Genomic DNA, 23201 nt, shown 5'->3' with positions numbered 1-23201 from the left:
CCGCCCGGCACCTGCGTCCAACGGGGTGTCAGGCGGAGTGCATCGCCGCTTCGATGCTCGTCGCGACCGCAATGGTGCGCGCGGTGCGCACCGCAGCCCACAGCGGTCGAACGAGTTCTTCACGTGCCGCGGCTGCCGACGCGGTCGGTGCCTCCGACGGAGCCGATCCCGCCGCGACCGTCAGAATGGCGGCGACCCGATCTGCCGATTCGAGGACGCGGAACGCTCTGTCGGACATCTCCGCCGGGTAGCGATGCCGTGCCGCGTCGGCGATCAGTGCGGCGATACGGGTGCGCGGATCGGTGTCGAGGGTGCGCCTGGGTAGCGACTGCATCTGCGCGAGCGCGTCCGCTGCGCCGCGCACGGCCTCACGCATTTCGTACTCGGCCTCACCCAACCCCTGATCTCGATGACCGTGCTCGGGGACGACGATCGAGTACACGGTCCAGCGCAACACATCCGGTCCCTCCACGACGGGCACCACACCGATGCCGGCGTTGCCCGAGGTCCCGACGATCACGGCCTGCCCCGCGTTCAGGGCGGCACGCGAGAAATCCGTGTTCGCGGGCAGTCCGGTCACTGCGCCGGGGGCAGGCAGAACGAGTTTGACTCGATCGTCGCCGGCCTCGGGAGTCGATGCTGTTGCAGCCGCCCTGATCGCGTGCAGCAGGCTCGCGATTCCATCGGCGTAGCCGGGATGCTCGAGCCCGAAATTCACTGCCGCGTCCGCATCGCCTGCACCCACCAGATGCATCGGTGCCCACTCGTACATGGCGTCGATGACGTCGTCGGGCGAGCTGGCACCGGCCAGCCAGGAACCGGCCCACAGGGCGAGACTTGCGCTTGAGGAACACACGACTCACGAGCATAGGTCGGCGTGGCGAACCGTGCTCGGGACGCCGGTGTCGCTAGCGTTGGTCGCCGTGAACGACATGTACGGCGGAGACATTCTCAGAGGGCACAGTCGCATGCGCAAGGTTCCGGCACCGGAGGTGTCGGCCGAGCGCGGATTGGTCGTCGAAGATGCCGGCACCGGGTACTGCGGTGCCGTGGTCGGCTTCGAGCGCACCTACGACGGAGATTTCGTCCGGCTCGAGGACGGTGCCCGCACGACGCGGCTGTTCGCCCTGCGCGAGGCGGCGTTCCTGATCGACGGACGTCGGGTCACCCTGGTTCGGCCCAAGCCTGCGGCGGCTGCGGCGGCACCGACGCGCTCCGCATCCGGTTCGACCAAGGTCGAGGGCCTGCGCGCGCGCACCGCCCGCGCCAGTCGCATCTGGGTCGAGGGCGTGCACGACGCGGCCCTGGTGGAAAGTGTGTGGGGACACGATCTTCGGGTGGAGGGCGTGGTCGTCGAGCATCTGGAAGGTCTGGACAATCTGGGGGAGCGGTTGGCGGAATTCGGTCCCGGCCCGGGCCGCCGTGTGGGAGTTCTGGTGGACCACTTGGTGACCGGTTCCAAGGAGTCGAAGTTGACGAGGTCGCTGGGCGAACACGTTCTGGTCACCGGTCATCCGTTCATCGACGTCTGGGAGGCGGTCAAGCCCGCTGCTGTCGGCATCGACGCTTGGCCGAAGATCCCGCGGGGTGAGGATTGGAAAACCGGAATCTGTCGAGAGTTGGGGTGGGGCAATCCGCGGGAGGGGTGGCGTCGGGTGTACTCGTCGGTGTCTAGCTTCCGTGATCTCGAAGCACCGTTGATCGGAGCCGTCGAGCAATTGGTCGACTTCGTCACCGAGTAGGGCTGTGTCCAGCAACGCACCGGCAATTGTCCGATTCGTGCTTGGATGGAGGCTGTGGCAGCGATCATTTGGCTCATAGCGGCAGTGGTTCTCGCCGGTGCCGAGGCACTGACGGGCGACTTCTTTCTTCTGATGATCGCCGGCGGCGCGCTCGGCACCGCGGGCGTATCGGCTCTGACCGACTTCCCGGTGTGGGCCGATGCGATCGTCTTCGGCGTCCTGTCGCTGGCATTGGTGCTCGGTCTGAGACCGATACTGTTGCGTCGCTTCGCGACTCCGCCCGAAACCCCGATGGGGATGGCTGCGCTCACCGGCAAGAGTGCGATCGTTCTCGAACAGGTCACTGCCCACGAAGGCCAGATCAAGCTCGGTGGGGAGGTGTGGACCGCTCGTCCACTCGACGAGACCGAGGTCTATGCCCCGGGTACCACCGTGACCGTGATGGAAATAGACGGCGCAACCGCCGTCGTATGGAAGGGACCGTAGCCACGTGGAAGCACTCATCGCACTGGCTGTCATCGTCGCATTCGTCGCGGTGTTGATGGCCAAGTCCATCTCGATCGTCCCGCAGGCCGAGGCCGCCGTGATCGAGCGGCTCGGCCGCTACACGCGCACCGTGTCCGGTCAGCTCACGTTTCTCGTGCCGTTCGTCGACCGCATCCGCGCCAAGGTCGACCTGCGTGAGCGAGTCGTGTCGTTTCCGCCGCAGCCGGTGATCACCAAGGACAACCTGACCGTGTCCATCGACACCGTCGTCTACTTCCAGGTCACCAACCCGCAATCGGCCGTGTACGAGATCAACAACTACATCGTCGGTGTCGAGCAGTTGACCACCACCACTCTGCGCAACGTCGTCGGTGGAATGACACTGGAGGAAACTCTCACCTCGCGTGATTCGATCAACGGGCAGCTGCGGGTCGTACTGGACGAGGCCACCGGCCGTTGGGGCCTGCGCGTGGCCCGAGTCGAGCTCAAGAGCATCGACCCGCCGCCCTCGATCCAGGAGTCGATGGAGAAGCAGATGAAGGCCGATCGCGAGAAGCGAGCGACCATCCTCACCGCCGAAGGCCATCGCGAATCGGCGATCAAGACGGCCGAGGGAGACAAGCAGAGCCGGATTCTCGCGGCCGAGGGCGGCAAGCAGGCAGCCATCCTCACCGCCGAGGGCGAGCGCCAGTCCCGCATCCTGCGGGCGCAGGGTGACCGCGCCGCGAAGTACCTCGAAGCTCAGGGTCAGGCCAAGGCGATCGAGAAGGTGTTCGGTGCCATCAAGGCAGGGAAGCCGACGCCCGAGTTGCTCGCCTACCAGTACATGCAGACGCTGCCGCAGATGGCTCAGGGCGATGCGAACAAGGTGTGGATGATCCCGAGCGATTTCGGTGACGCCCTCAAGGGGTTCGCCAAGACACTCGGTGCGCCCGGCGAAGACGGTGTGTTCCGGTACGAGCCCAACGAGTCGGCCGGCAACGAGCCCAAGCCGGAGGACGATTCGGACGAGGTTGCCGAATGGTTCGAGACCAAGACCGATCCGGCGGTCGCCGAGGCGGTCAAGGCTGCAGAAGCGGTGGCGCGCAAGCCGGTCGACACGTCGCTGGCGTCCGCGCCCGAGCTGTCGAAGGGGTTCGACGTCGGTGCCCTGGCGGCGTCGCCGGAGGCGGAGCCGGAACAGCGTTGAGGGACGGCCCTGATCAGCTGATCAGGGCCGTGCCGACCCCGGCAGCGGCCAGAGCCCACAGGACGCTGGCGAAGGTGCCGATGATGAATTGTTCGGAGGCATGGGATTCGCGCAGTTCTGGATAGCGCGCGAGCCCCTTGACTGCCAGCACGATCGCGATGCCCTCCGGCCATCCGGCGAGAATCGACACGGCGACGGCCACGCGTTCGAGGACGCCTATGGTCAGGCCACCACGCAGCGGCTCGACCGGATCGTCTCCGGTCGAGTCGCTGCGTCGTCGTGCGATGCGAAACACGGTGGGTACCGCCGCCGTTCCACCCAGGGCTGCTGCGACGACGCTCAGGACGATTCCGACGGCATGGCCGAGACCGTAGGCCGGTCCGGCCACCGTGGCCAGGACTGCCGCTGCCACGAGGAGACTCGACGCGGCGACGGTGGGCAGCCATCGGCGAATCCCGGTGCCGGTGGGGACGATGGCGGCAATTGCGGTCAGTGCCAGTAGCACCAGGGTGGCAACGATCATGGCCTGTGGTTTCCCGTCGTGTTCGCGGTGTCGAGCAGTCGAGTCGCCAGGGTGCGACCTGCGTTCTCGACGTGCCAGCCGGCTACCGAGAGTCGTTGCGACATGGCTTGTTTGCTGATCTTCAACCGTTCGGCCGCCTCGGTTTGCGAGAACCCGCGGGCCATGAGTTCCACCGCTTCTCGCCCCTGGTCCGATCGTCTGATCACGAGCAGCGCAACCAGGGTCGATGCCGTCTCCGCGTCCTCGGCGGCAGCGTCGTCGGGACCGCTGACGGCGAGCGCAGCCGGGGCGTTCTTGGCTCGGGTCACGGCGTCTCTGGCTGCTTCGAATGCCGGTCCGCGTCCGGCGCGTGTCGTCTCGGGTAGCGGGAGTTCGACGGAACCGATGCCGATGCCGACGCTCCAGTGCGGGGTGGCGACCAGTTCGAGAGCGATCGAGACGACGGTAGCGGCGTCCTCGCAGACGGCTTGCACTTCGTCTCCTGCGGTGCGCTCGAAGGGCCGGATCAGTTCGTGGTCGCGATAGCGTTCGAGCAGTTCGGGCACGCGATCGATATCGCGTCTACTGCGGCGTTGGTCCACGGTCAGCACGAACATCGGACAAGGCTAGATCGTTGATGTGGTCCAGTCAAGCTTCAAGGCTTGATTCGTCGGAATCAAGGTTCCCGGCCTGTCGACCGCCCGCAGGCGCCGGCACGGATCGCGAACCTCGCGAGAGCCGCCAATCCACCACCAGCCCACTCAGACCGATCGCGATACAGACCGCAGACAACACCAGCAGCGCCGGATGTGTCTCGCCTCCGATCGCTCCGCCGATCACGACGATTCCGAGCGTGCCCGGCAGCATCCCGACGGCCGTCGCCAGGGCGAACGGGACGAGCCGAACCGCCGACACCCCACACGCGTAGTTCACCAACGAGAACGGCACCGGCGCGATCAGGCGCAGGGAGCCGACGGCCAGCCATCCTCGTCGACGCAGACTCTCGTCCACCGAATCGAGAGCCGAGTGCGACATCCGCGCTGCCACGGCGTCGCGACCGATGGCACGGACCAACAGCAGCGCCAGCATCGCACTGACGGTCGACGCGCCGATGGTGACCGCCAGACCGGTCAGGGGCCCGAACAACACTCCTGCACTGAGCGTGAACAGCGTTCTCGGGACAGGCGCCACGGTCACGATCGCGTGCACACCGAAGAACACGAGCGGGAATGCCGGACCGACGGACGCACCCCAATCACGAATCTGTTCGACACTCGGATGGGGTGCGAACACCGCTACCAGAGCGAAGACGGCAATCACCGCCAGCAGCGCGATCAGTCGAACGTCACGCAGGTGCCGGGTCACGAGAGGCCAGCGTACCGGCGTGAGACGACACCTCGTCGCCTCCCGAGTCCGAGAGCCGCGCTGCACGATCGAACGTGAGGTGATCCTCACGATAATGTGCAACTCGGTGGGGTTAGCATCACTTCACGTCGGGCGAAGGACTACCCGGCCGAACCGAGGGAGCAGCACACGTGTCCATCGCGTCGCACGAAGATGCCGCACGCAGCGCTCATGCGGCCTGGCAGAAGGCAGTGGCAGGTGTCCTGGCCAAATCGCGTCGGGTCGAGGTGTCCGATCTGCCGGCCGATGCCGAACACCTACTCGATTCCACGACGTACGACGGGATCACCGTGTCCCCGTTGTACACCGCCTTCGACGAACGACCGGAAGGTCCGCTGCCCGGGCAGTTCCCCTACCTGCGGGGACGCGACCCCCACCGCGACGTCAACGCGGGCTGGAAGGTGTGCACCCGCCACGGCTCGGTCCGGGGCGACGGTGCCGACGACGCGGCGACTGCGAACACCCAGATTCTCGATTCGCTCTCCAACGGCACCAGCGCCCTGTGGTTGACGGTCGGCAACGGTGGCGTCGACCCGACCGCTCTGCCGGAGGTTCTGCGTGGGGTGTTTCTCGAGCTCGCACCGCTGACGATCGATGCGCGCGGGGACGTGTCCGCAGCGGCAGCGGCGGTGTTCGAGGTGCTCGACTCCGCCGATATCGACGAGCGCGCCGCAGTCGACATCCGGCTGGGCGTGTCCACTCTCACAGCCGGGTTGAGCGGAACCGAGTCGATCGAGATGACCGAGGCGCTCGAGCTGGCTCGCAAGTCGATCGGTCGTGCCGAGACGATTCGTGCGATCACGGTCGACGGCACCGTGTTCCACAATCTCGGTGGCAGCGACGCACAGGAGCTCGGTGCGGCGATCGCCGCAGGGCTCGAGTACCTCCGGTCCATGACCGATGCCGGTATCGGCATCGCCGATGCCCTGCGACAGATCGAGTTCCGGTTCTCCGCCACCGACGACCAGTTCCAGACCATCGCCAAGTTCCGGGCCGCTCGCACGCTGTGGGCGCGCATCGCGCAGGTGTGCGGAGCCCCCGACGCCGGTGACGCTCCTCAGCATGCGGTGACCTCGGAAGCGATGATGTCGCAGCGGGATCCGTGGGTGAACATGCTGCGGACCACGCTGGCCTCGTTCGGAGCGGGAGTGGGCGGTGCCGATTCGGTGACCGTGCTCCCGTTCGATGCGGCACTCGCCGGCGGCGCAGCCGGGGTGTCGAAGACGTTCGCGGCCCGTATCGCCCGAAACACCCAGCTGCTGCTGCTCGAAGAAGCGCATCTCGGACGGGTCCTGGATCCCGGTGCCGGGTCCTGGTACATCGAGGAGCTGACGACAGCGGTCGCGGCGAAGGCCTGGGAGTTCTTCCAGACCATCGAAACGTCCGGAGGTTTCCGCGCCGCCGTCGACGACGGTTCGCTGATGACTGCGATCGAGAACACCCGCGCCGAACGCGATTCCGACATCGCTCACCGAGTCACCCCGCTGACGGGCGTCAACGAATTTCCCAACCTGGCCGAGGCTCCGCTCGATCCCGAACGAACCGCGCCGCAGGGCTCGACAACGGTGTATCGGTACGGCCGGGCATTCGAGTCGCTGCGAGACCGGTCGGATGCCTATCTGGCCGAGCACGATTCGCGCCCGACGGTGCTCCTGGTGCCGCTGGGCAGCGTCGCCGAACACAATGTCCGAACGACGTTCGCGTCGAACCTGCTGGCGTCGGGCGGAATCGAGGCCGTCGATCCCGGCCCCCTGACCGTCGACGGAATCGCCGGATCGGTAGAGACGTCCGGAGCTCGGATAGCGGTGGTGTGCGGAACCGACAAGCGGTACGCCGACGAGGCCGCCACTGCCGTGGATGCATTGCGGGCCGCAGGCGTCACCCAGGTGCTGCTTGCCGGCCCCGAGAAGATCTTCACCGGCACCGAGGGCACCTCGCGTCCCGACGGATTTCTGACCGCGAAGATCGACGCCGTGGCAGTGCTGACCGAACTTCTCGACACCCTGGGAGCCTCGAAGTGACGACCGACGAGAACCGAATCTCGCACACCATCGGCAGTTTCGCCGACGTGCCACTGGTCGACCCCGACGGGCCGACGCCGACGCCGCCGTCGGCCCAGGACGTCGACGCTCATGTACGGCAGGGCGCGAAGGCCAACTTCTACACGCCCGAGCAGGTGGTGTGGTCCACCCCCGAGGGCATCGACGTCAAGCCGGTGTTCACCGAGGCAGACCGTGCAGCCGCCGAGGCCGAGGGCTACCCGCTGCACAGCTACCCGGGTGCTCCGCCGTTTCTCCGCGGGCCGTACCCGACGATGTACGTCAACCAGCCGTGGACCATCCGCCAGTACGCAGGTTTCTCCACGGCGGCGGAGTCCAACGCGTTCTACCGCCGTAACCTGGCGGCCGGCCAGAAGGGTCTGTCGGTCGCGTTCGACCTGGCCACCCACCGCGGCTACGACTCCGATCACCCGCGGGTGCAGGGTGACGTCGGAATGGCAGGCGTCGCCATCGATTCCATCTACGACATGCGGCAACTGTTCGACGGCATCGATCTGGGCAGCGTGTCGGTCTCGATGACCATGAACGGCGCTGTGCTGCCGATCCTGGCGCTGTACGTCGCGGCCGCCGAGGAGCAGGGCGTCGGGCCGGAGAAACTCGCCGGCACCATCCAGAACGACATTCTCAAAGAGTTCATGGTGCGCAACACCTACATCTATCCGCCGAAACCGTCGATGCGCATCATCTCGGACATCTTCGCGTACACCAGCGAGAAGATGCCCAAGTACAACTCGATCTCCATCTCCGGCTACCACATCCAAGAAGCCGGAGCCACAGCCGATCTCGAACTCGCCTACACCCTCGCGGACGGTGTCGAGTACATCCGGGCCGGTCTGGATGCAGGCATGGACATCGATACCTTCGCACCGCGACTGTCGTTCTTCTGGGCCATCGGAATGAACTTCTTCATGGAGGTCGCCAAGCTGCGTGCCGGGCGTCTGCTGTGGGCCGAGCTCGTGCAGCAGTTCGAGCCCAAGAGCGCCAAATCCCGTTCGCTGCGCACTCATTCGCAGACCTCGGGCTGGTCCTTGACGGCACAGGACGTGTTCAACAACGTTGCCCGCACCTGTGTGGAGGCAATGGCGGCCACCCAGGGCCACACCCAGTCGCTGCACACCAACGCCCTCGACGAGGCACTCGCCCTGCCGACGGACTTCTCGGCGCGCATCGCCCGCAACACCCAGCTGCTCATCGCGCAGGAGTCCAACACCGTGCGCCCGATCGATCCGTGGGGCGGCTCGCATTACGTCGAATGGCTCACCCACCAGCTCGCGAATCGGGCTCGGGCACACATCGCCGAGGTCGAGGAAGCAGGCGGCATGGCTCAGGCCATCGGCGAGGGCATCCCCAAGTTGCGCATCGAGGAGGCTGCGGCCCGCACCCAGGCGCGGATCGACTCCGGCCGTCAGCCCCTGGTGGGCGTCAACAAGTACGTGCCCGACGAGCCCGACACCATCGAGGTGCTCAAGGTCGAGAACTCCAAGGTTCGGCGCGAGCAGATCGAGAAGCTCGAGCGGCTGCGGGCCGAACGGGACGCCGCCGAGGTCGAGGCAGCCCTGGCGAACCTGACGAGAGCGGCGGCCTCGGACCAGCCGGGGATGGAGAACAACCTGCTGGCTCTCGCCATCGACGCGGCACGCAAGATGGCCACCGTCGGCGAGATCTCCGATGCACTGGAGAAGGTCTACGGGCGCCATCAGGCCGAAATCCGGACAATCAGTGGTGTGTACCGCGACGAGGCAGGCAAATCCGAGAACATCACCCGCGCCACCGCGCTGGTCGAGCAGTTCGCCGAGGACGAGGGCCGTCGGCCTCGCGTCCTGGTGTGCAAGATGGGGCAGGACGGGCACGATCGAGGTCAGAAGGTCATTGCCACGGCGTTCGCGGACATCGGCTTCGACGTCGACGTCGGCCCGCTGTTCCAGACCCCCGAGGAGGTGGCCCGGCAGGCCGCCGACAACGACGTTCACGTCGTCGGGGTGTCGTCGCTGGCCGCAGGCCATCTGACGCTGGTGCCCGCCTTGCGACAGGCCTTGGCCGAAGTCGGCCGTGAGGACATCATGATCGTCGTCGGTGGCGTCATCCCGCCCGGCGATTTCGACGAGCTCTACGCGGCGGGCGCTGCGGCGATCTTCCCTCCGGGCACCGTCATCGCCGACGCGGCGATCGGGCTGGTGGAGAAGCTGTCCGTTGCGCTGGGGCACGCACCACGCGAGGCCAACGCCTGAGTATGGGTTCTCCGAACGACAAGACGGGTTCTCCGACCGGTGCACCGTCGCCGAGAGGCCGAACCATCGATATCGACGCGGTGGCCGATTCGGTCCGTGCGAACGAGCGTTCCGGGCTGGCGCGTGCCATCACGCTGGTCGAGTCCACTCGCTCGGATCATCGTGATCTGGCTCAGCAGTTGCTTCTTCGGGTTCTGCCCGATGCGGGTGGTTCCCATCGCGTCGGTATCACCGGCGTGCCGGGGGTCGGCAAGTCGACCTTCATCGACGCGCTGGGGATGCGCTTGATCGAGAAGGGGCACCGGGTCGCGGTGCTCGCCGTCGATCCGTCGTCGACGCGTACCGGTGGTTCGATCCTGGGTGACAAGACCCGGATGTCGCGTCTCGCGGTGCAGGAGAACGCATACATTCGGCCGTCTCCGACCTCGGGAACCCTGGGTGGTGTCGCACGTGCGACGAGGGAGACGATCGTGCTCCTCGAAGCGGCAGGCTTCGACGTCATTCTGGTGGAGACGGTGGGCGTCGGGCAGTCCGAGGTGACGGTCGCGAACATGGTCGACTGCTTCACGTTCCTGACGCTCGCGCGTACCGGAGATCAGTTGCAGGGCATCAAGAAGGGCGTTCTCGAACTCGCCGATCTGGTTGCCGTCAACAAGGCCGACGGCAAGCACGCGATCGACGCGAAGAACGCGGCGCGGGAATTGGCGGGCGCGCTGCGGCTGATCTATCCGCACGATGCGATCTGGAAGCCCCCGGTGTTGACCATGAGCGCCATCGAGGGCACCGGACTCGACGAGTACTGGGACACCGTGCTGCGCCATCGGCAAGTGCTCAGTGACGCAGGCGAATTCGCGGAGAAGCGTCGCAAGCAGCAGGTCGATTGGACGTGGACGATGGTCAACGACCAACTGCTGCGCCGGCTGGCGCAGAACCCATCGGTCAAGGCCATCCGCGGCGACGTCGAAGCCCGGGTACGCGACGGTTCTCTGACGGCCGCGCTGGCCGCCCAGGAGCTACTCGACGCGTTCGACTCCTGAATCTGCCCCGGCGGCCGGGAGCGCGGGATAGAGCCGGTCGGCAAGAGCTCCGACGCGTTCGATGAGTCGATCGAAGAATGCCTCGGGATCGGTGTGTATTGCGATCGCCGCATTGGGGGCCTTGCCCCACATACCGCGCCAGTCCGCGACCGTCGTTCCGCGCGTGAGGGTTCCGACGAGTTCGACGTCGACGGTCGCATGACGGTAGGTGGCGATATCGGCATCCAGTGCGACGGCCGCCGCGAAGGGGTCGTGCATGTGCGCCAAGAATCCCTGATCGTGATCGCGATGGAATTCCATGTAGAACCGCACCGCATCGGAGAAGTGCCGCACGATCGGGTTCGACGCCGTCGATCGAACACCCGGCGCGTCGTCGGGCAAGATCACCTCGGGCGGGAGGCTCCGAGCTCGCGCTGCCAGCCGTCGGATGTGATCGGGGGTCATTTCGATGGTCTCGGTGATGTCGAGCGCGCAGACGATGGGATGTCGTTCCGGCGGTAGTCCGGAGAAGGCCGCGAACACTTCCGCTGCGGCCTCGGGGTCGACGGCGATGTTCCATTCGGTGGTCGGTGTCGTGTTGCCCTGGTGCTGAAATGCGCCGCCCATCAACACCAGTCGCTTCAGCAGTCGAGGTAGCTCGGGATCCCGACGGATCGCCAGAGCGAGATTGGTCAGCGGACCGGTGACCAGTCCGGTGATCTCACTCGGTCGCGAACGAACCAGCTCCACCCACATCGTGGTGGCGTCCCGGTCGGACAGCGACCGAGTGGACACCGGAAGCTCCGCGTACCCGATGCCTTGCGGGCCGTGGGTGTCCTCGGTGGTCATCAGCGGCGCCACGAGCGGTACCTGTGCGCCGAGCGAGACCTCGACATCACCCGCGCGGCACAGGTCGAGCCAGGCGAGATTGTTCGCGGCAACCTGGTTCACCGGCACATTGCCCGCGGTGGATGCGATACCGAGGATCTCGGCATCCTCGCTGGCCAGCAGGTACAGCAAGGCGAGAGAATCGTCGATTCCGGTGTCGACGTCGACGATCATGGGGACGGTCACGATGCGACCTCGGTCGTCGGGGTGTGCCGCACCGGGAAGTTGACCGATCGCGCGATGAAGCACTTCGACGACGCGGACGCGTGCAGTTTCTCGGCGCGCGGCACCATCGACGGGTCGACAACGGTCACGACCGGAGCCAGGGTGACCTCGACGAACTGACCCGAACCATCGGATTGCTCGGTCATCACTCCGGTGGGGGAGTCGGTGTATTCGGTGACCACCACTCCGGATGCGGCCGCGAGTCCGAGGTACCAGAGCATGTGGCAACTGGACAGCGAGGCGACGAGCATCTCCTCGGGATTCCAGCGTTCGGGATTGCCGCGGAAGCTCGGATCGGAGCTCGCGTGGAGGTCGGGTTTCCCGGGCGCCGACACGATGTGATCGCGGTCGTAGGCTGCGGCACCGGTGGTCCCGGCACCGCGGTTGCCCGTCCAGTTCAGCGTGAGTCCGTAATCGTGGTTCGGCACTGGTCCATCGTGCCAGTACCCGCCCGTTCGGTGACAATCCGCCGCGGAAACCGTTGTCCGCATTGACCGTAATGCCTCGATTACCAAGGCGGTGTGGCACATTCGTCGTTGCGCGCGTTCACCTGGGCATTCGCCCGAGTGTGTGCGTCGATCTGCACAGCAGTCGTTTGAAAACGAATCGTTTGTCTGGCTAACGTTGTACGAATGACATCAGTGCCCAGTCTCGAACCCGGCCGAGAGCAGGCCACATGGGGACGCCGCCACGTCCAGCATCTTCGCCGCGTTGCGTTCTCGAAACGGATGCGCACGAAGCCGGCGCTCTCGGAGGGGAGCATCACTGTGGTCGATCAGCCGATGCTCAAGCGCGCCGTCTCGGCAGCTGCTCTCGGCAACACGATGGAGTGGTTCGACTTCGGTGTGTACGGCTATCTGGCGGCAACGTTGGGCAAGGTGTTCTATCCCGATGCCACGCCTGCGGTGCAACTCATCTCGACGTTCGCCACGTTCGCGGCAGCGTTCGTCGTTCGTCCGCTCGGCGGCCTGTTCTTCGGGCCGCTCGGTGACCGGATCGGTCGGCAGAAGGTATTGGCCGCCACCATGATCATGATGGCGATCGGCACTCTGGCTGTCGGCCTCATCCCCAGTTACGCGACCATCGGCATCTGGGCACCGATTCTGCTGCTCGTCGCCCGCTTGGTCCAGGGCTTCTCCACCGGTGGTGAATACGGCGGTGCAACGACGTTCATCGCAGAATATTCACCCGACAAGCGGCGCGGGTTCCTCGGAAGTTGGCTCGACTTCGGCACCTTCGTCGGCTACGCGATGGGCTCGGGCCTGGTGACGATCCTCAACGCGGTGTTGGGCGACGCCACCATGATCGAATGGGGTTGGCGCATACCGTTCTTCGTCGCGGGTCCGATGGGGCTGATCGGGCTGTACCTGCGGCTCAAGCTGGAAGACACGCCCGCGTTCCGCAAGCAACTCGACGAACACGACAACAAGGTCAAGGCGCAGGAGAGCGGCCGGAGGGCGATCGGGAAGATCTTCACCGATCATTGGCGAGCGCTGTTGATCTGCATGGGAATCGTGTTGTTGTACAACGTGACCAACTACATGGTGACGTCGTATCTACCCACGTACTTCACCGAGGTCGTCGGTCGAAGTCAGCTCAGTGCGGACTTGCTCGTCCTGTCGGCGATGGTCGTCGTGGTGAGCGTCATCGTGGGTGTCGGCAGGCTCACCGACCGAATCGGCCGCAAACCGGTGTTCGTCTTCGGTGCCGTCGGGCAGATCGTTCTCGCCGTGCCCTGCTTCTTGCTCCTGCGCAGTAGCGGGTGGTTGGGTCCGCTGATCGCGTGCTTGCTCCTCGGCCTCGTTCTGGTCTGTTTCGCGGCGCCGAGCGCATCGACGCTACCGGCCCTGTTTCCCACCCGGATTCGTTACGCGGCGCTGTCGATCGGCTTCAACCTGTCCGTGTCGATCTTCGGGGGTACGACGCCGTTGGTGACCTCGGCGTTGGTCAGCTCGACCGGTAGCCCGATGATCCCTGCGTACTACCTCGTCGTGAGCGGTCTCGTCGGCCTCGTCGCCGTCGGATTCCTGCGCGAGTCCGCCACCCAACCTCTGGAAGGCTCACCGCCACAGGTCGACTCGACCGAGGAAGCCAAGGAGCTCTATTCCGAGGTCTCCTCGGCCTCCGCGCGGTCGTAGCGGGAGTCGATCAGTTCCGTTCGGCCCAGATCTCCATACCGGCAGCATTGAGACGGTCCACGAGGACGTCGCCGATCGCAGTGGCCGGAGTGAGGACTCCGCTGGCCTTCGGCAGGGCGTCACCGCCGTGCACGAGTGCGAGTGCCGACTCGGCCAGCATGACTGCGGTGGCCTTGTAGCCGGGATCTCCCGAGGCCTTGACCCGGGCCCGGTAGCGAGCCCCCGATGTGGTGAGGGTGTACAGGTCGACCGTGAAATGTCCCTTCTCGCGCGCTTTTTCACTGGGGCCGGTGCCCGGCTTGGGCAGAATGCGATCGAGCACCTTGCCCGGAAGCACGGTCATCGCGGACACGCCGACGAAAAGCCCAGCCGACAGAGCACCGGCGAGGACGGGGCTGGCGAACGACGAGCCGACACTCATCACCTCGCTGTAGCGGAACTGCTTTCCGTATGCCCAGTCGCGAAGTGCGTTGGTCCGCCGGACGACTCGTGTGTTGTACGAGGCCATCACGAACGGTGCTTTCCAACCGCGCAGGCTCGGGTCGATCTTCTTGCCGTCGATCAGCACGGTGTCGAGTTGGCGACCGAGCTGCGGCTCGAGGCCGCGATCGGGGCTGAGCGAGTACGGCCGCGCGGCGATGCGTCGGGCCCGCTTGTCCTTCTTCATCGCCTCGATCTGCCCACGCAGCGAGTCGATGGTGCCACCGCTGACCCCACCGGACATCGACGTGACCACCAGGGTCGTGTCGGTCAGCTCCCCGGCGTTGTCCGCGGTCACGGCCTCGTACAGGGCGTGTACGCCGATGTCGGACGGGATGGAATCGAAGCCGCACGAGTGGACGATGCGGGCCCCGGTGCGCTGAGCGATCTCGTGATTGGTGTCGATGCTCTCGCGAGCGAACAGCACCTCGCCGGTGAGGTCGACGTAGTCCGTCCCGGCCTCGGCGCACGCCGTCGCCAATTCCAGGCCGTACTTGGCGTAGGGGCCGACCGTGGTGATGACGACTCGGGTCGATCGGGCCATGGCCTCGAGCGATGCGACGTCGGTGGCGTCGGCCTCGAGAACGGACCACTGCTGAGCCCTCGAGCCCAGTTCGTTCCTGGCGGCCTCCACCCGCGCCGTCGAGCGCCCGGCGAGGGCGATCCGGGTGTCGGCCGGTGCATGCTCGGCGAGGTATTTCGCCGTCAGTTTCCCGACGAAGCCGGTGACGCCGTAGACGACGATGTCGTGAGTGCGATCGGGGCCGACGGTCGAGTCGGATGCTGGCGAGTTCATACCAGCGACACTAACGCGGGTCACCCCCGTGAGTCGACGCGCCGTCAGTTCGTCCAGGTGTGCACGGGTTCTCCGGCGTTCATGAGGGTGACGTAATCGCCGAGCATTCCGGCGAGGGCGCGATCGCGCTTCTCACCGGCGCGTTCACGGGCGACGACGGCGTTGCGCTGCCACACCGAGCCGGACTGCTTGGCCAGGCACCGCGCTTCGATCACCCCGAGATAGCGGTCGCGGACCGGCGCGTCGACGCCGTACGCGGCCAGTCCGGCGTCGGCCAGTGGCAGCAGCCGGCGCAGCACCAGTTCCTGCGGACTCACCCAGCCCACCTCGGGCCAGTAGAGCATCGAATCGAACCCGCCGCGGGCGGCGGAGTGCACGTTCTCCTCGGCCGCGTCGAACGACATCTGGGACCACAGCGGGCGGTCTGCATCGGCCAGTGCGCGGACGGTTCCGTAGTAGAACGCCGCGTCGGCGAGGGTGTCCACCACCGACGGTCCGGCCGGGAGGACACGATTCTCGAGCCGAATGTGGTGGCCGTCTCCGGACCGGTCGTAGATCGGTCGGTTCCACCGGTAGACGGTTCCGTTGTGCATGCGCAGTTCGGACAGTGACGGTGTCTTGCCCTCGGCCAGCGCAGCTTTGGGGTCCTCCTCGCTGCAGACGGGAAGCAACGCAGGGAAGTAGCGCGAATTCTCCTCGAACAGATCGAAGATCGAGGTGATCCACCGTTCGCCGAACCACACCCGTGGTCGGACTCCCTGATTCTTGAGCTCCTGCGGCCTGGTGTCGGTGGCCTGCTCGAACAACGGGATACGAGTCTCGTGCCACAGCGCGCGACCGGCGAAGAACGGCGAGTTGGCGGCGAGCGCCACCTGTACGCCCGAAAGAGCTTGCGCTGCATTCCAATACGATGCGAACTCGTCCGGAGCCACCTGCAGGTGGAGCTGAACCGACGTGCAGGCTGCCTCGGGCAGGATCGTGTCGGTCACGATGTCGAGGTCCTCGGCGGCAGCGGCACCGGGCAGCCGCACTCCACCGATCTTCAGTTCGATGTCTTCACCGCGCGCGGCGAAGATCTGTTGATTGAGCAGGTCGTAGCGTGGATTCGCCGAGAGCCACCGGTGCTCGAAGTGTTCCTCGTCCAGAGTCGGGAGCATGCCGATCATGGCCAGACGGCTACCGGAGGTGCGGGCGCGTTCGTCCGCCGCATTCAGCGATCTGCGCAGGTCCGTCTCCAACTCGGCGATGGAGGCACCGCGCAGTGGCCGAGGGTCGACGTTGATCTCGATGTTGAACTGTCCGAGCTCGGTTTGATAGTCGGGGTCGGCGATGGCGTCGAGCACGGCGGCGTTGGCCATCGACGGCTCCATGTCGTCGTCGACGAGATTGAGCTCGATCTCCATGCCGATCTGCGGTTCACCGACGTGGAAGGTCTCGTCGGCCAACATGACCGCCAGGGCATCGAGACAGTCCTGGACCTTCTGGCGGAACTCGTGCCGATCCTGCCTGGTGAACTTACGGCGCTCGACGTCCTCGCCCATGGTGACCGCCTATCGGTGCGTGAAGATGGGCCGTTCGCTCACGCGCAACGACTTCGAGTTACGAGTATCGCAGTACGCGTTCGCCGAGGGGGACGCACGCGAAAATCACCAGGGTGAGGGCTGATAATCCTTGAGGAACGAGCCGTACAGGTCGTTTCCGAGCTCTCCCTGGACGATCGGGTCGTACACCCGCGCGGCCCCGTCGACCAGGTCGAGTGGAGCATGAAAACCCTCGTCGGCGAGCCGCATCTTGGTGGGGTGCGGCCGTTCGTCGGTGATCCAGCCGGTGTCGACGGCGGTCATCAGGATTCCGCTGTCGAGCATCTCCTTCGCGCTGGTGCGCGTCAGCATGTTCAGCGCGGCCTTGGCCATGTTGGTGTGGGGATGGCCCGGCCCCTTGTATGCGCGGCCGAACTGGCCCTCCATGGCGGAGACGTTGACGACGTACTTTCGTCGAGCGTCGGAGGCCTCCATCGCGGTGCGGAGCCGCGAGACCAGGATGAAGGGTGCGACGGAATTGCAGAGCTGCACCTCGAGCAGTTCCACCGGGTCGACCTGCTCGACGGTGTGGATCCAGCTGTTGGTCTCGGCGAGATCGGGTACCAGACCCCCGGCGTCGATGGCGAGCCCGCTCTCGATCCTCTCGGCCGTGACCGAGCCGGCGACCATGGCGAGGGAGGCCACGTCGTCCGCGCTCAGGGCAGCAGTCGATCGGCCGCCGATCGCCGTGGCGGGCAACGAACTCGCCAGTGACGCGGGGTGCGCATCGCTGGTCTTGCCGAACGTGATTCGCTGCGGTCCTGCCCCCTCGGTCAGGGCGGCGGGCAATGGTTCGGCTTCCGCATCGGCCAGTGCACTGTAGGAACCGGGGGAGCGTTTGACGGTCTGAGCGGCGTTGTTGATCAGGATGTCCAGAGGCCCCTCGGCGGCGACGGAGTCGGCAAGTGCCACCACCTGAGCCGGATCGCGAAGATCGATACCGACGACGCGCAGACGGTGCAGCCACTGATCGCTGTCGTCCATCGCGGCGAAGCGACGTACGGCATCGTTCGGGAAGCGAGTGGTGATCGTGGTGTGGGCACCGTCGCGGAGCAGTCGAAGAGCGATGTACATACCGATCTTCGCTCGCCCGCCGGTCAGCAACGCCCGGCGTCCGGACAGGTCGGTTCGAGCGTTGCGCTTGCCGCGGTTGAGCGTCGCACACTCCGGGCACAGCTGGTGATAGAACGAGTCGACGTGGGTGTAGCGCTGCTTGCAGATGTAGCAGGGGCGGGCCTTGATCAGCGTGCCTGCGATATCTCCCTCGGCGCGGGAGGTCAGGGAGAGGCCTGCTGTTTCGTCGTCGATTCGGTCCGGGGATCCTGTTGCGGTGGCGGCGACGACGGCGCGGTCGGCCGCGTTGACGGCGTTGCGTGCCGCGACGCGTCGCGCACGCTTGAGGTCCTTGAACATGGCACCGGAGGCGCGCTGGACAGCGATCGAATCGGGATGGTTCTTGTCCAGCTCGGCCGCCTGCTTCAGCACGCGCAGGCACGTCTCGAGATCGGTCGGGTCGATCGCGTTCATCGTCGGTCTCCTAGCATCGGCCCCTTCGAGCCGAAGGGAGCGAGTGCAGAACGAAAAAGACCCCGATTCCGAAGAATCAGGGTCCGTTTCGTCTGTCTCAACTCAGATCTGTGAAAATTTCTGTCTGGCTACATCTTTCAGACGGTGTCCGAGGGGGACTTGAACCCCCACGTCCGTTAATAGGACACTAGCACCTCAAGCTAGCGCGTCTGCCATTCCGCCACTCGGACAAGTGCGACCGCTGCCGCATATTCTTTTGTTGCTTTCACAGCCGGCCGCTGTGTGCTGCGTAAGATTATCCGACGGGTTCCCGATAACCCAAATCCCCACGTCAGTTCGTCCTCGAGGCCGTTTCTCATGGTGCCCGGAGCGGATTCTGGTGGTAGGAACGACGTGTGCCCAACGATGTGAGCAATCCCGGAAACCCAACCGATATCGACGCCACCGTTGCCCTCGACGAAGTCGTGGATCTCGTCAGTTCCCTCATCCGGTTCGATACCTCGAACACGGGGGAGCTCGACACCACGGTCGGCGAGAAGGAATGTGCCGAGTGGGTGGCGAGCAAACTCGAGGAAGTGGGCTACGAGACGGAGTACGTCGAGTCCGGGGCCCCCGGTCGAGGAAACGTGTTCGCCTGGCTGCGCGGATCGGACTCCTCTCGCGGCGCGCTGCTGCTCCACGGACACCTGGACGTCGTGCCGGCCGAGCCCGCCGACTGGAGCGTGCATCCGTTCTCCGGGGCCGTCGAGGACGGGTACGTGTGGGGCCGGGGCGCGGTGGACATGAAGGACATGGTCGGCATGGCCCTGGCGCTGGCCCGACAGTTCAAGTCCAACGGAACCGTCCCACCCCGCGACATACTGTTCGCGTTCCTGGCGGACGAGGAGGCAGGTGGCAAGTACGGATCGCACTGGTTGGTCGACAACCGACCGGACCTGTTCGAGGGCGTCACCGAGGCAGTCGGCGAGGTCGGCGGTTTCTCCCTGACCGTCCCCCGCCCGGACGGCACCGAGAAGCGGCTCTACATGGTCGAGACGGCGGAGAAGAGCCTGGCGTGGATGCGGCTGACGGCGAAGGCGCGAGCCGGGCACGGATCGTTTCTGCACGACGACAACGCCGTGACGTACCTGGCCGAAGCAGTGGCGAAACTGGGCAATCACACGTTCCCGCTGGTGCTCACCGAGTCGGTCTCGCAGTTTCTGCAGGCGGTGTCGGAGGAATCCGGGCTCGATTTCGATCCGACGTCACCGGACATCGACGGCACCCTGCTCAAGCTCGGCAGCATCGCCCGCATCGTCGGAGCGACCCTGCGCGACACAGCGAACCCGACGATGCTCTCGGCCGGCTATAAGGCCAACGTGATTCCGCAGACGGCGACGGCAGTGGTGGACTGCCGAGTGCTGCCGGGCCGGCAGGCGGCCTTCGAGAAGGAGGTCGACGAGTTGATCGGCCCGAACGTCGAACGCGAGTGGATCACGAAACTGGAACCGTACGAGACCACCTTCGACGGTGATCTCGTCGATGCGATGAACGACGCAGTGTTGGCACACGACCCGAACGGTCGAACCGTTCCGTACATGCTCTCCGGTGGAACCGACGCAAAAGCATTCGCGCGCATCGGTATTCGCTGTTTCGGCTTCGCTCCGCTGAAGTTGCCGCCGGAATTGGATTTCGCGGCGTTGTTTCACGGCGTCGACGAACGAGTACCCGTGGAATCGTTGGAGTTCGGTACACAGGTACTCGAACACTTCTTGCTGCACAGCTGATACGAAAGGAACCATCGTGGCGTACAACCCATACGACTCGCTTCCGGACCTACCGTCCTTCGAGTTGACGTCCGAGGACGTCGAGGACGGCAAGACACTGGCCGCTCAGCAGGTCAGTGGAATCATGGGAGCCGGTGGGCACGACAACTCCCCGCAGCTGTCCTGGTCCGGATTCCCCGAGGGCACCAAGAGCTTCGCTGTCACCGTCTACGATCCCGACGCGCCGACGGCGTCCGGCTTCTGGCACTGGGCAGTGGCGAACATCCCCGTCGAGACGACATCGCTGGTGTCCGGCGCGGGCGATGACGGCGGGACCGGTGTGCCCAGCACTGCGGTGACGCTCAAGAACGATGCGGGCCTGTTCCGCTACATCGGTGCTGCACCGCCGGCAGGCCACGGCCCGCATCGCTACTTCATCGTGGTTCACGCGGTGGACGTGGAACGGCTCGAAGTGGACGAGACGGCCACCCCGGCCTACCTCGGCTTCAATCTGTTCTCGCACGCCATCGGTCGTGCGGTCCTCACCGGCATCTACGAGGCCTGAGCTCGTTCGTCGGGTGTCGGAGAACCGTTTTCCGACACCCGACGGTTCAGGGCTTGTTCGCCGAGCCCACCGCATCGGCGATCGTGGCGAACCCGTGTTGCTCGAGCCGAGCGGCCAGTCCGCGGTGAATGTTCTCGATCCACAGCGGGCCGCCGTAGACGAACCCGGTGTAGCCCTGCACCAGCGACGCGCCCGCGGTGATGCGTTCCCATGCCTGCGCCTCGGTCTCGATTCCGCCGACGGAGATCAGCGCCAGATGCGTACCCACTCGGCGGTACAGGCGTCGCAGTACCTCGAGCGAGCGGTCGGCCAACGGAGCACCGGACAGGCCGCCGGCTCCCATTCCGGCAACCAGTTCTGCGTCGGTGCGCAGACCGGCGCGGGAGATCGTCGTGTTGGTGGCCACGATCCCGTCGAGACCGAGTTCGACGGCGAGATCGGCCACGGCGTCGATGTCCTCGTCGGACAGGTCGGGGGCGATCTTGACCAGTACCGGGACCGTCACCACCGACTGCACCGCCACCAGGATCGGTCGCAGCGATTCCACGGCCTGCAGGTCACGCAGTCCAGGGGTGTTGGGGGAGCTGACGTTGACGACGACGAAGTCCGCCAACGGGCCCAGAAGCCGGGCGCTGGCCGTGTAGTCCGCGGCGGCACCGTCCGGCTCGACGATCTTGGTCTTGCCGATGTTGGCGCCGATCGGGATACCGGTGCGCCTGGCACGGACGCGCTGGGCCGCGTGCTCGGCACCGTGGTTGTTGAAGCCCATGCGGTTGACGATCGCCCGGTCGAGAGGCAACCGGAACAGTCTCGGAGTCGGATTGCCCGGCTGGCTCTGCGCGGTCACGGTGCCGATCTCGGCGAAACCGAATCCGATCGGCCCCCACGCATCGATTCCGTCGGCATTCTTGTCGAAACCGGCCGCGAGACCGAGCGGAGCCGGGAAGTCGACGCCGAACACCGTCGAGCGCAGTCGTGGATCGTCGACCACGAACATCTTCTCGGCCAGAAAGCGGAGCGGAGGCACCGCGGCGACAGCGCGAAGCACACCGAACGCCAGATGGTGAATCCTCTCCGGTGGCACGAGGAACATCAGGCGCAACAGGACGCGGTACAGGCGGTCTCCCACGGTCTTCTCTCCGGTCGATCTGGCAGGGTAGAACTCGTGCTGTGATTCAGCGATCGTGCGGTCGAACAGTACTGCGAGGCGCTCAGATTCCGGGCTCGGGGATGTGATGCGCGGTCTTCTTGCGTTTGAGCAGCACACGCCTGCTGCCGTCGGTGTAGAGGCGAACCCGCGACAGTTCCCAGCCGCCGAACTCCGCCTGAATCGCCAGACGCATCGAGGCCGTCACACGGGTCACGTCCGGTGGCAACCGCAACGGCACGTACTCCCAGTCGTCGGACGGCGACACTTCCCATCCGACGGGCATCTTCGCGCGGCCAGGTGCCGAACTCTCGTGTGCGTTCACATGCCTCCTCCGTCCTTATCGGTCGTTCTTGCAGGCTCCACTCCTGCTTCGAGCTCAGCGACCCGCAGCGGGGATGCGCTGCAGCCCGTCACCGGTTGCCGATCCCACGTACAAGTCGCCCGTGTCGGCGTCGACGGCAACCGAATTCGGCTGCCGCACAGTGGCCAACCTCGTGACCTCGACCGGAATTCCGGTGTCGAGTGTGTACCCGACCACCTCGTTGGACGCGGGAAGCGTCACCCATGCGACACCGGACTGCTCATCGTAGGCGATCGCCCACGGCTGCGACCCGACCGGAAACCGTTGCCGCATCAGCAGGTCGTGCGAGGTGAAGACGAGCAGCTCGGTACCGGTCGAATCGGTGACCAGAAGGCGGCCGAACTCGTCGCTCGTCATCTCCGCGGCACCTTCGCCTGCGCGCAAGGCCACTCCGAGGGTGCCGTCGTCCAGATTCAGGTCGGTCACCGACGTCTGTCGTCGATCGAGGACCGAGACACCGTTCGGTGTACTGGCCAGAGCATCGGCTGAGGTCACGCTGCCGCCGGAGATCGTGGTGGTGACCTGACCGTTCGGATCGAGCACGCGCACCGTGCCGGTGTCGTCGCCGACGGCCGTCGTGCCGTCGGGCAGGTCTGCTGCCGACAGCGCGTCGGCGTCGACCGCCAGGTCGGTGCGCTGTCCGTCCGCGACGGCGATCCTCGCGACGGTGCCGTCCATCGGGACGAGCACTGTCGAGTCCCGTCCGGCGACGAGTTCTGCTGCCGTCGAGCCCAGGTCGACCACGCGGGTCTCGGCTGCGGTGCCGTCGCGGACGAGGGTCACCGTCGTCGATGCGTCGGTCAGCGCGACCAGGGTTCGCGTGACGGGGTCGAAACTGAGTGCGTCCACGGGCGCGAACGCGCCGACGGTACCGGCGGGGGTCACGGTCGGTTCGGGGGACTCCGCCGGCGGTAGGGGCTCGACGGAGATGTCGTCGGCGTTCTCGTCGTCGTTGGAGCACCCGCCGACCGACAGGACTGTGACGACGGCGAGCGCGGACGCGACTGCCGCCCGAATCGAACGGGTCGACGGTGTTCGCATGAGGCCGAACCTACTTCCTCGAGAAGATGCTGCCGGTGGAGGCGCTGCCACATCTGTACCAGCGTGCGGCGATCTCGG

The 23201-nt window shown here is 65.9% G+C and carries 21 protein-coding genes and 1 tRNA gene; 9 read left to right on the top strand and 13 right to left on the bottom strand.

Going from position 1 to position 23201, the window contains the following annotated elements:
• Positions 1-28 precede the first annotated feature (28 nt).
• Positions 29-856, bottom strand: coding sequence for a hypothetical protein (locus NY08_RS05150; protein ID WP_200893169.1), 828 nt, complete (start codon positions 854-856; stop codon positions 29-31).
• A gap of 76 nt (positions 857-932) precedes the next feature.
• Between NY08_RS05150 and NY08_RS05145 the strand changes: the two genes are divergently transcribed.
• From NY08_RS05145 to NY08_RS05135, 3 genes are read left to right on the top strand one after another with little or no spacing between them, the layout of a single operon-like run.
• Complete coding sequence (locus NY08_RS05145) at positions 933-1742, top strand: DUF3097 domain-containing protein (RefSeq protein ID WP_045199757.1); 810 nt, start codon at positions 933-935, stop codon at positions 1740-1742.
• Positions 1743-1796: 54 nt separating this feature from the next.
• On the top strand, positions 1797-2228 hold the full coding sequence (locus tag NY08_RS05140; protein WP_032398457.1) for an NfeD family protein: 432 nt from the start codon (positions 1797-1799) through the stop codon (positions 2226-2228).
• A gap of 4 nt (positions 2229-2232) precedes the next feature.
• A complete protein-coding gene (locus NY08_RS05135) occupies positions 2233-3417 on the top strand; it encodes an SPFH domain-containing protein (protein WP_032398040.1) in 1185 nt (394 codons plus the stop codon).
• Positions 3418-3430: 13 nt separating this feature from the next.
• Here the strand turns inward: NY08_RS05135 and NY08_RS05130 are convergent, their stop codons facing one another.
• Genes NY08_RS05130 through NY08_RS05120 form a run of 3 tightly spaced genes read right to left on the bottom strand, consistent with a single transcriptional unit; the run spans position 3431 to position 5284 of the window.
• Positions 3431-3940, bottom strand: a complete 510-nt coding sequence (locus NY08_RS05130) for a hypothetical protein (RefSeq protein WP_045195249.1) — start codon at positions 3938-3940, stop codon at positions 3431-3433.
• Positions 3937-4536, bottom strand: coding sequence for a hypothetical protein (locus tag NY08_RS05125; protein WP_032398042.1), 600 nt, complete (start codon positions 4534-4536; stop codon positions 3937-3939). The genes NY08_RS05130 and NY08_RS05125 overlap by 4 nt, the downstream gene beginning before the upstream one ends.
• Positions 4537-4567: 31 nt before the next feature.
• On the bottom strand, positions 4568-5284 hold the full coding sequence (locus NY08_RS05120; RefSeq protein ID WP_045195246.1) for a TVP38/TMEM64 family protein: 717 nt from the start codon (positions 5282-5284) through the stop codon (positions 4568-4570).
• Between the two features lie 170 nt (positions 5285-5454).
• Between NY08_RS05120 and mutA the strand changes: the two genes are divergently transcribed.
• Genes mutA through meaB form a run of 3 tightly spaced genes read left to right on the top strand, consistent with a single transcriptional unit; the run spans position 5455 to position 10648 of the window.
• Positions 5455-7344 carry a methylmalonyl-CoA mutase small subunit gene (mutA, locus tag NY08_RS05115; protein WP_045195244.1) on the top strand — a complete coding sequence of 630 codons (1890 nt, stop codon included), beginning with the start codon at positions 5455-5457 and terminating at the stop codon, positions 7342-7344.
• Entirely contained in the window at positions 7341-9611 is a 2271-nt protein-coding gene (gene scpA, locus NY08_RS05110; RefSeq protein WP_045195242.1) for a methylmalonyl-CoA mutase, read from the top strand. The genes mutA and scpA overlap by 4 nt, the downstream gene beginning before the upstream one ends.
• 2 nt (positions 9612-9613) lie before the next feature.
• On the top strand, positions 9614-10648 hold the full coding sequence (gene meaB / locus NY08_RS05105; protein WP_045195240.1) for a methylmalonyl Co-A mutase-associated GTPase MeaB: 1035 nt from the start codon (positions 9614-9616) through the stop codon (positions 10646-10648).
• Here meaB and NY08_RS05100 read toward each other — a convergent pair.
• Together NY08_RS05100 and NY08_RS05095 are read right to left on the bottom strand one after the other, a co-directional pair.
• Entirely contained in the window at positions 10625-11689 is a 1065-nt protein-coding gene (locus NY08_RS05100) for a nucleoside hydrolase (protein ID WP_235387212.1), read from the bottom strand. The genes meaB and NY08_RS05100 overlap by 24 nt on opposite strands.
• 8 nt (positions 11690-11697) lie before the next feature.
• Complete coding sequence (locus NY08_RS05095) at positions 11698-12168, bottom strand: OsmC family protein (protein WP_045195237.1); 471 nt, start codon at positions 12166-12168, stop codon at positions 11698-11700.
• A 204-nt stretch (positions 12169-12372) separates the two neighbouring features.
• Between NY08_RS05095 and proP the strand changes: the two genes are divergently transcribed.
• On the top strand, positions 12373-13878 hold the full coding sequence (gene proP, locus NY08_RS05090) for a glycine betaine/L-proline transporter ProP (protein WP_045195235.1): 1506 nt from the start codon (positions 12373-12375) through the stop codon (positions 13876-13878).
• A gap of 10 nt (positions 13879-13888) precedes the next feature.
• On the opposite strand, the gene NY08_RS05085 is transcribed toward proP, so the two are convergent.
• The 4 genes from NY08_RS05085 to NY08_RS05070 form a co-directional block, all read right to left on the bottom strand.
• Entirely contained in the window at positions 13889-15154 is a 1266-nt protein-coding gene (locus NY08_RS05085; protein ID WP_045195233.1) for a saccharopine dehydrogenase family protein, read from the bottom strand.
• 44 nt (positions 15155-15198) lie between these two features.
• The gene (locus tag NY08_RS05080) at positions 15199-16695 is read right to left on the bottom strand and encodes a glutamate-cysteine ligase family protein (RefSeq protein ID WP_045195231.1); all 1497 of its coding nucleotides are present in this window, start codon (positions 16693-16695) and stop codon (positions 15199-15201) included.
• A gap of 105 nt (positions 16696-16800) precedes the next feature.
• Entirely contained in the window at positions 16801-18261 is a 1461-nt protein-coding gene (locus NY08_RS05075; protein ID WP_032398049.1) for an SDR family NAD(P)-dependent oxidoreductase, read from the bottom strand.
• Positions 18262-18405: 144 nt separating this feature from the next.
• A tRNA-Leu gene (locus NY08_RS05070) sits at positions 18406-18492 on the bottom strand.
• A 203-nt stretch (positions 18493-18695) separates the two neighbouring features.
• On the opposite strand from NY08_RS05070, the gene NY08_RS05065 reads away from it, so the two are divergent.
• Both NY08_RS05065 and NY08_RS05060 read left to right on the top strand, forming a co-directional pair.
• Positions 18696-20027: a M20/M25/M40 family metallo-hydrolase gene (locus NY08_RS05065; protein ID WP_082073972.1), complete on the top strand. Its 1332-nt coding sequence runs from the start codon at positions 18696-18698 to the stop codon at positions 20025-20027.
• A gap of 16 nt (positions 20028-20043) precedes the next feature.
• A complete protein-coding gene (locus NY08_RS05060; RefSeq protein ID WP_032398050.1) occupies positions 20044-20571 on the top strand; it encodes a YbhB/YbcL family Raf kinase inhibitor-like protein in 528 nt (175 codons plus the stop codon).
• Positions 20572-20617: 46 nt separating this feature from the next.
• On the opposite strand, the gene NY08_RS05055 is transcribed toward NY08_RS05060, so the two are convergent.
• From NY08_RS05055 to NY08_RS05045, 3 genes are all read right to left on the bottom strand, one after another.
• Complete coding sequence (locus tag NY08_RS05055; protein WP_032398462.1) at positions 20618-21688, bottom strand: quinone-dependent dihydroorotate dehydrogenase; 1071 nt, start codon at positions 21686-21688, stop codon at positions 20618-20620.
• Positions 21689-21782: 94 nt separating this feature from the next.
• Entirely contained in the window at positions 21783-22004 is a 222-nt protein-coding gene (locus NY08_RS05050; RefSeq protein ID WP_032377864.1) for a DUF5703 family protein, read from the bottom strand.
• 93 nt (positions 22005-22097) lie between these two features.
• A complete protein-coding gene (locus NY08_RS05045; RefSeq protein WP_045195229.1) occupies positions 22098-23123 on the bottom strand; it encodes a YncE family protein in 1026 nt (341 codons plus the stop codon).
• Positions 23124-23201: the final 78 nt, after the last annotated feature.

The organism is Rhodococcus sp. B7740 (genome assembly GCF_000954115.1).
Classification (GTDB): Bacteria; Actinomycetota; Actinomycetes; order Mycobacteriales; family Mycobacteriaceae; genus Rhodococcoides.
This window is presented reverse-complemented; position numbering and strand designations above follow the sequence as displayed.

What these genes read in the sequence shown, in the direction of transcription:
- NY08_RS05125 (WP_032398042.1), bottom strand. Translation starts at nt 4,536, where the DNA reads ATGTTCGTGCTGACCGTGGACCAACGCCGCAGTAGACGCGATATCGAT.
- NY08_RS05085 (WP_045195233.1), bottom strand. Translation starts at nt 15,154, where the DNA reads ATGAACTCGCCAGCATCCGACTCGACCGTCGGCCCCGATCGCACTCAC.
- NY08_RS05080 (WP_045195231.1), bottom strand. Translation starts at nt 16,695, where the DNA reads ATGGGCGAGGACGTCGAGCGCCGTAAGTTCACCAGGCAGGATCGGCAC.
- meaB (WP_045195240.1), top strand. Translation starts at nt 9,614, where the DNA reads ATGGGTTCTCCGAACGACAAGACGGGTTCTCCGACCGGTGCACCGTCG.
- NY08_RS05130 (WP_045195249.1), bottom strand. Translation starts at nt 3,940, where the DNA reads ATGATCGTTGCCACCCTGGTGCTACTGGCACTGACCGCAATTGCCGCC.
- proP (WP_045195235.1), top strand. Translation starts at nt 12,373, where the DNA reads ATGACATCAGTGCCCAGTCTCGAACCCGGCCGAGAGCAGGCCACATGG.
- NY08_RS05050 (WP_032377864.1), bottom strand. Translation starts at nt 22,004, where the DNA reads ATGCCCGTCGGATGGGAAGTGTCGCCGTCCGACGACTGGGAGTACGTG.
- NY08_RS05045 (WP_045195229.1), bottom strand. Translation starts at nt 23,123, where the DNA reads ATGCGAACACCGTCGACCCGTTCGATTCGGGCGGCAGTCGCGTCCGCG.
- NY08_RS05145 (WP_045199757.1), top strand. Translation starts at nt 933, where the DNA reads ATGTACGGCGGAGACATTCTCAGAGGGCACAGTCGCATGCGCAAGGTT.
- NY08_RS05100 (WP_235387212.1), bottom strand. Translation starts at nt 11,689, where the DNA reads ATGATCGTCGACGTCGACACCGGAATCGACGATTCTCTCGCCTTGCTG.
- NY08_RS05075 (WP_032398049.1), bottom strand. Translation starts at nt 18,261, where the DNA reads ATGAACGCGATCGACCCGACCGATCTCGAGACGTGCCTGCGCGTGCTG.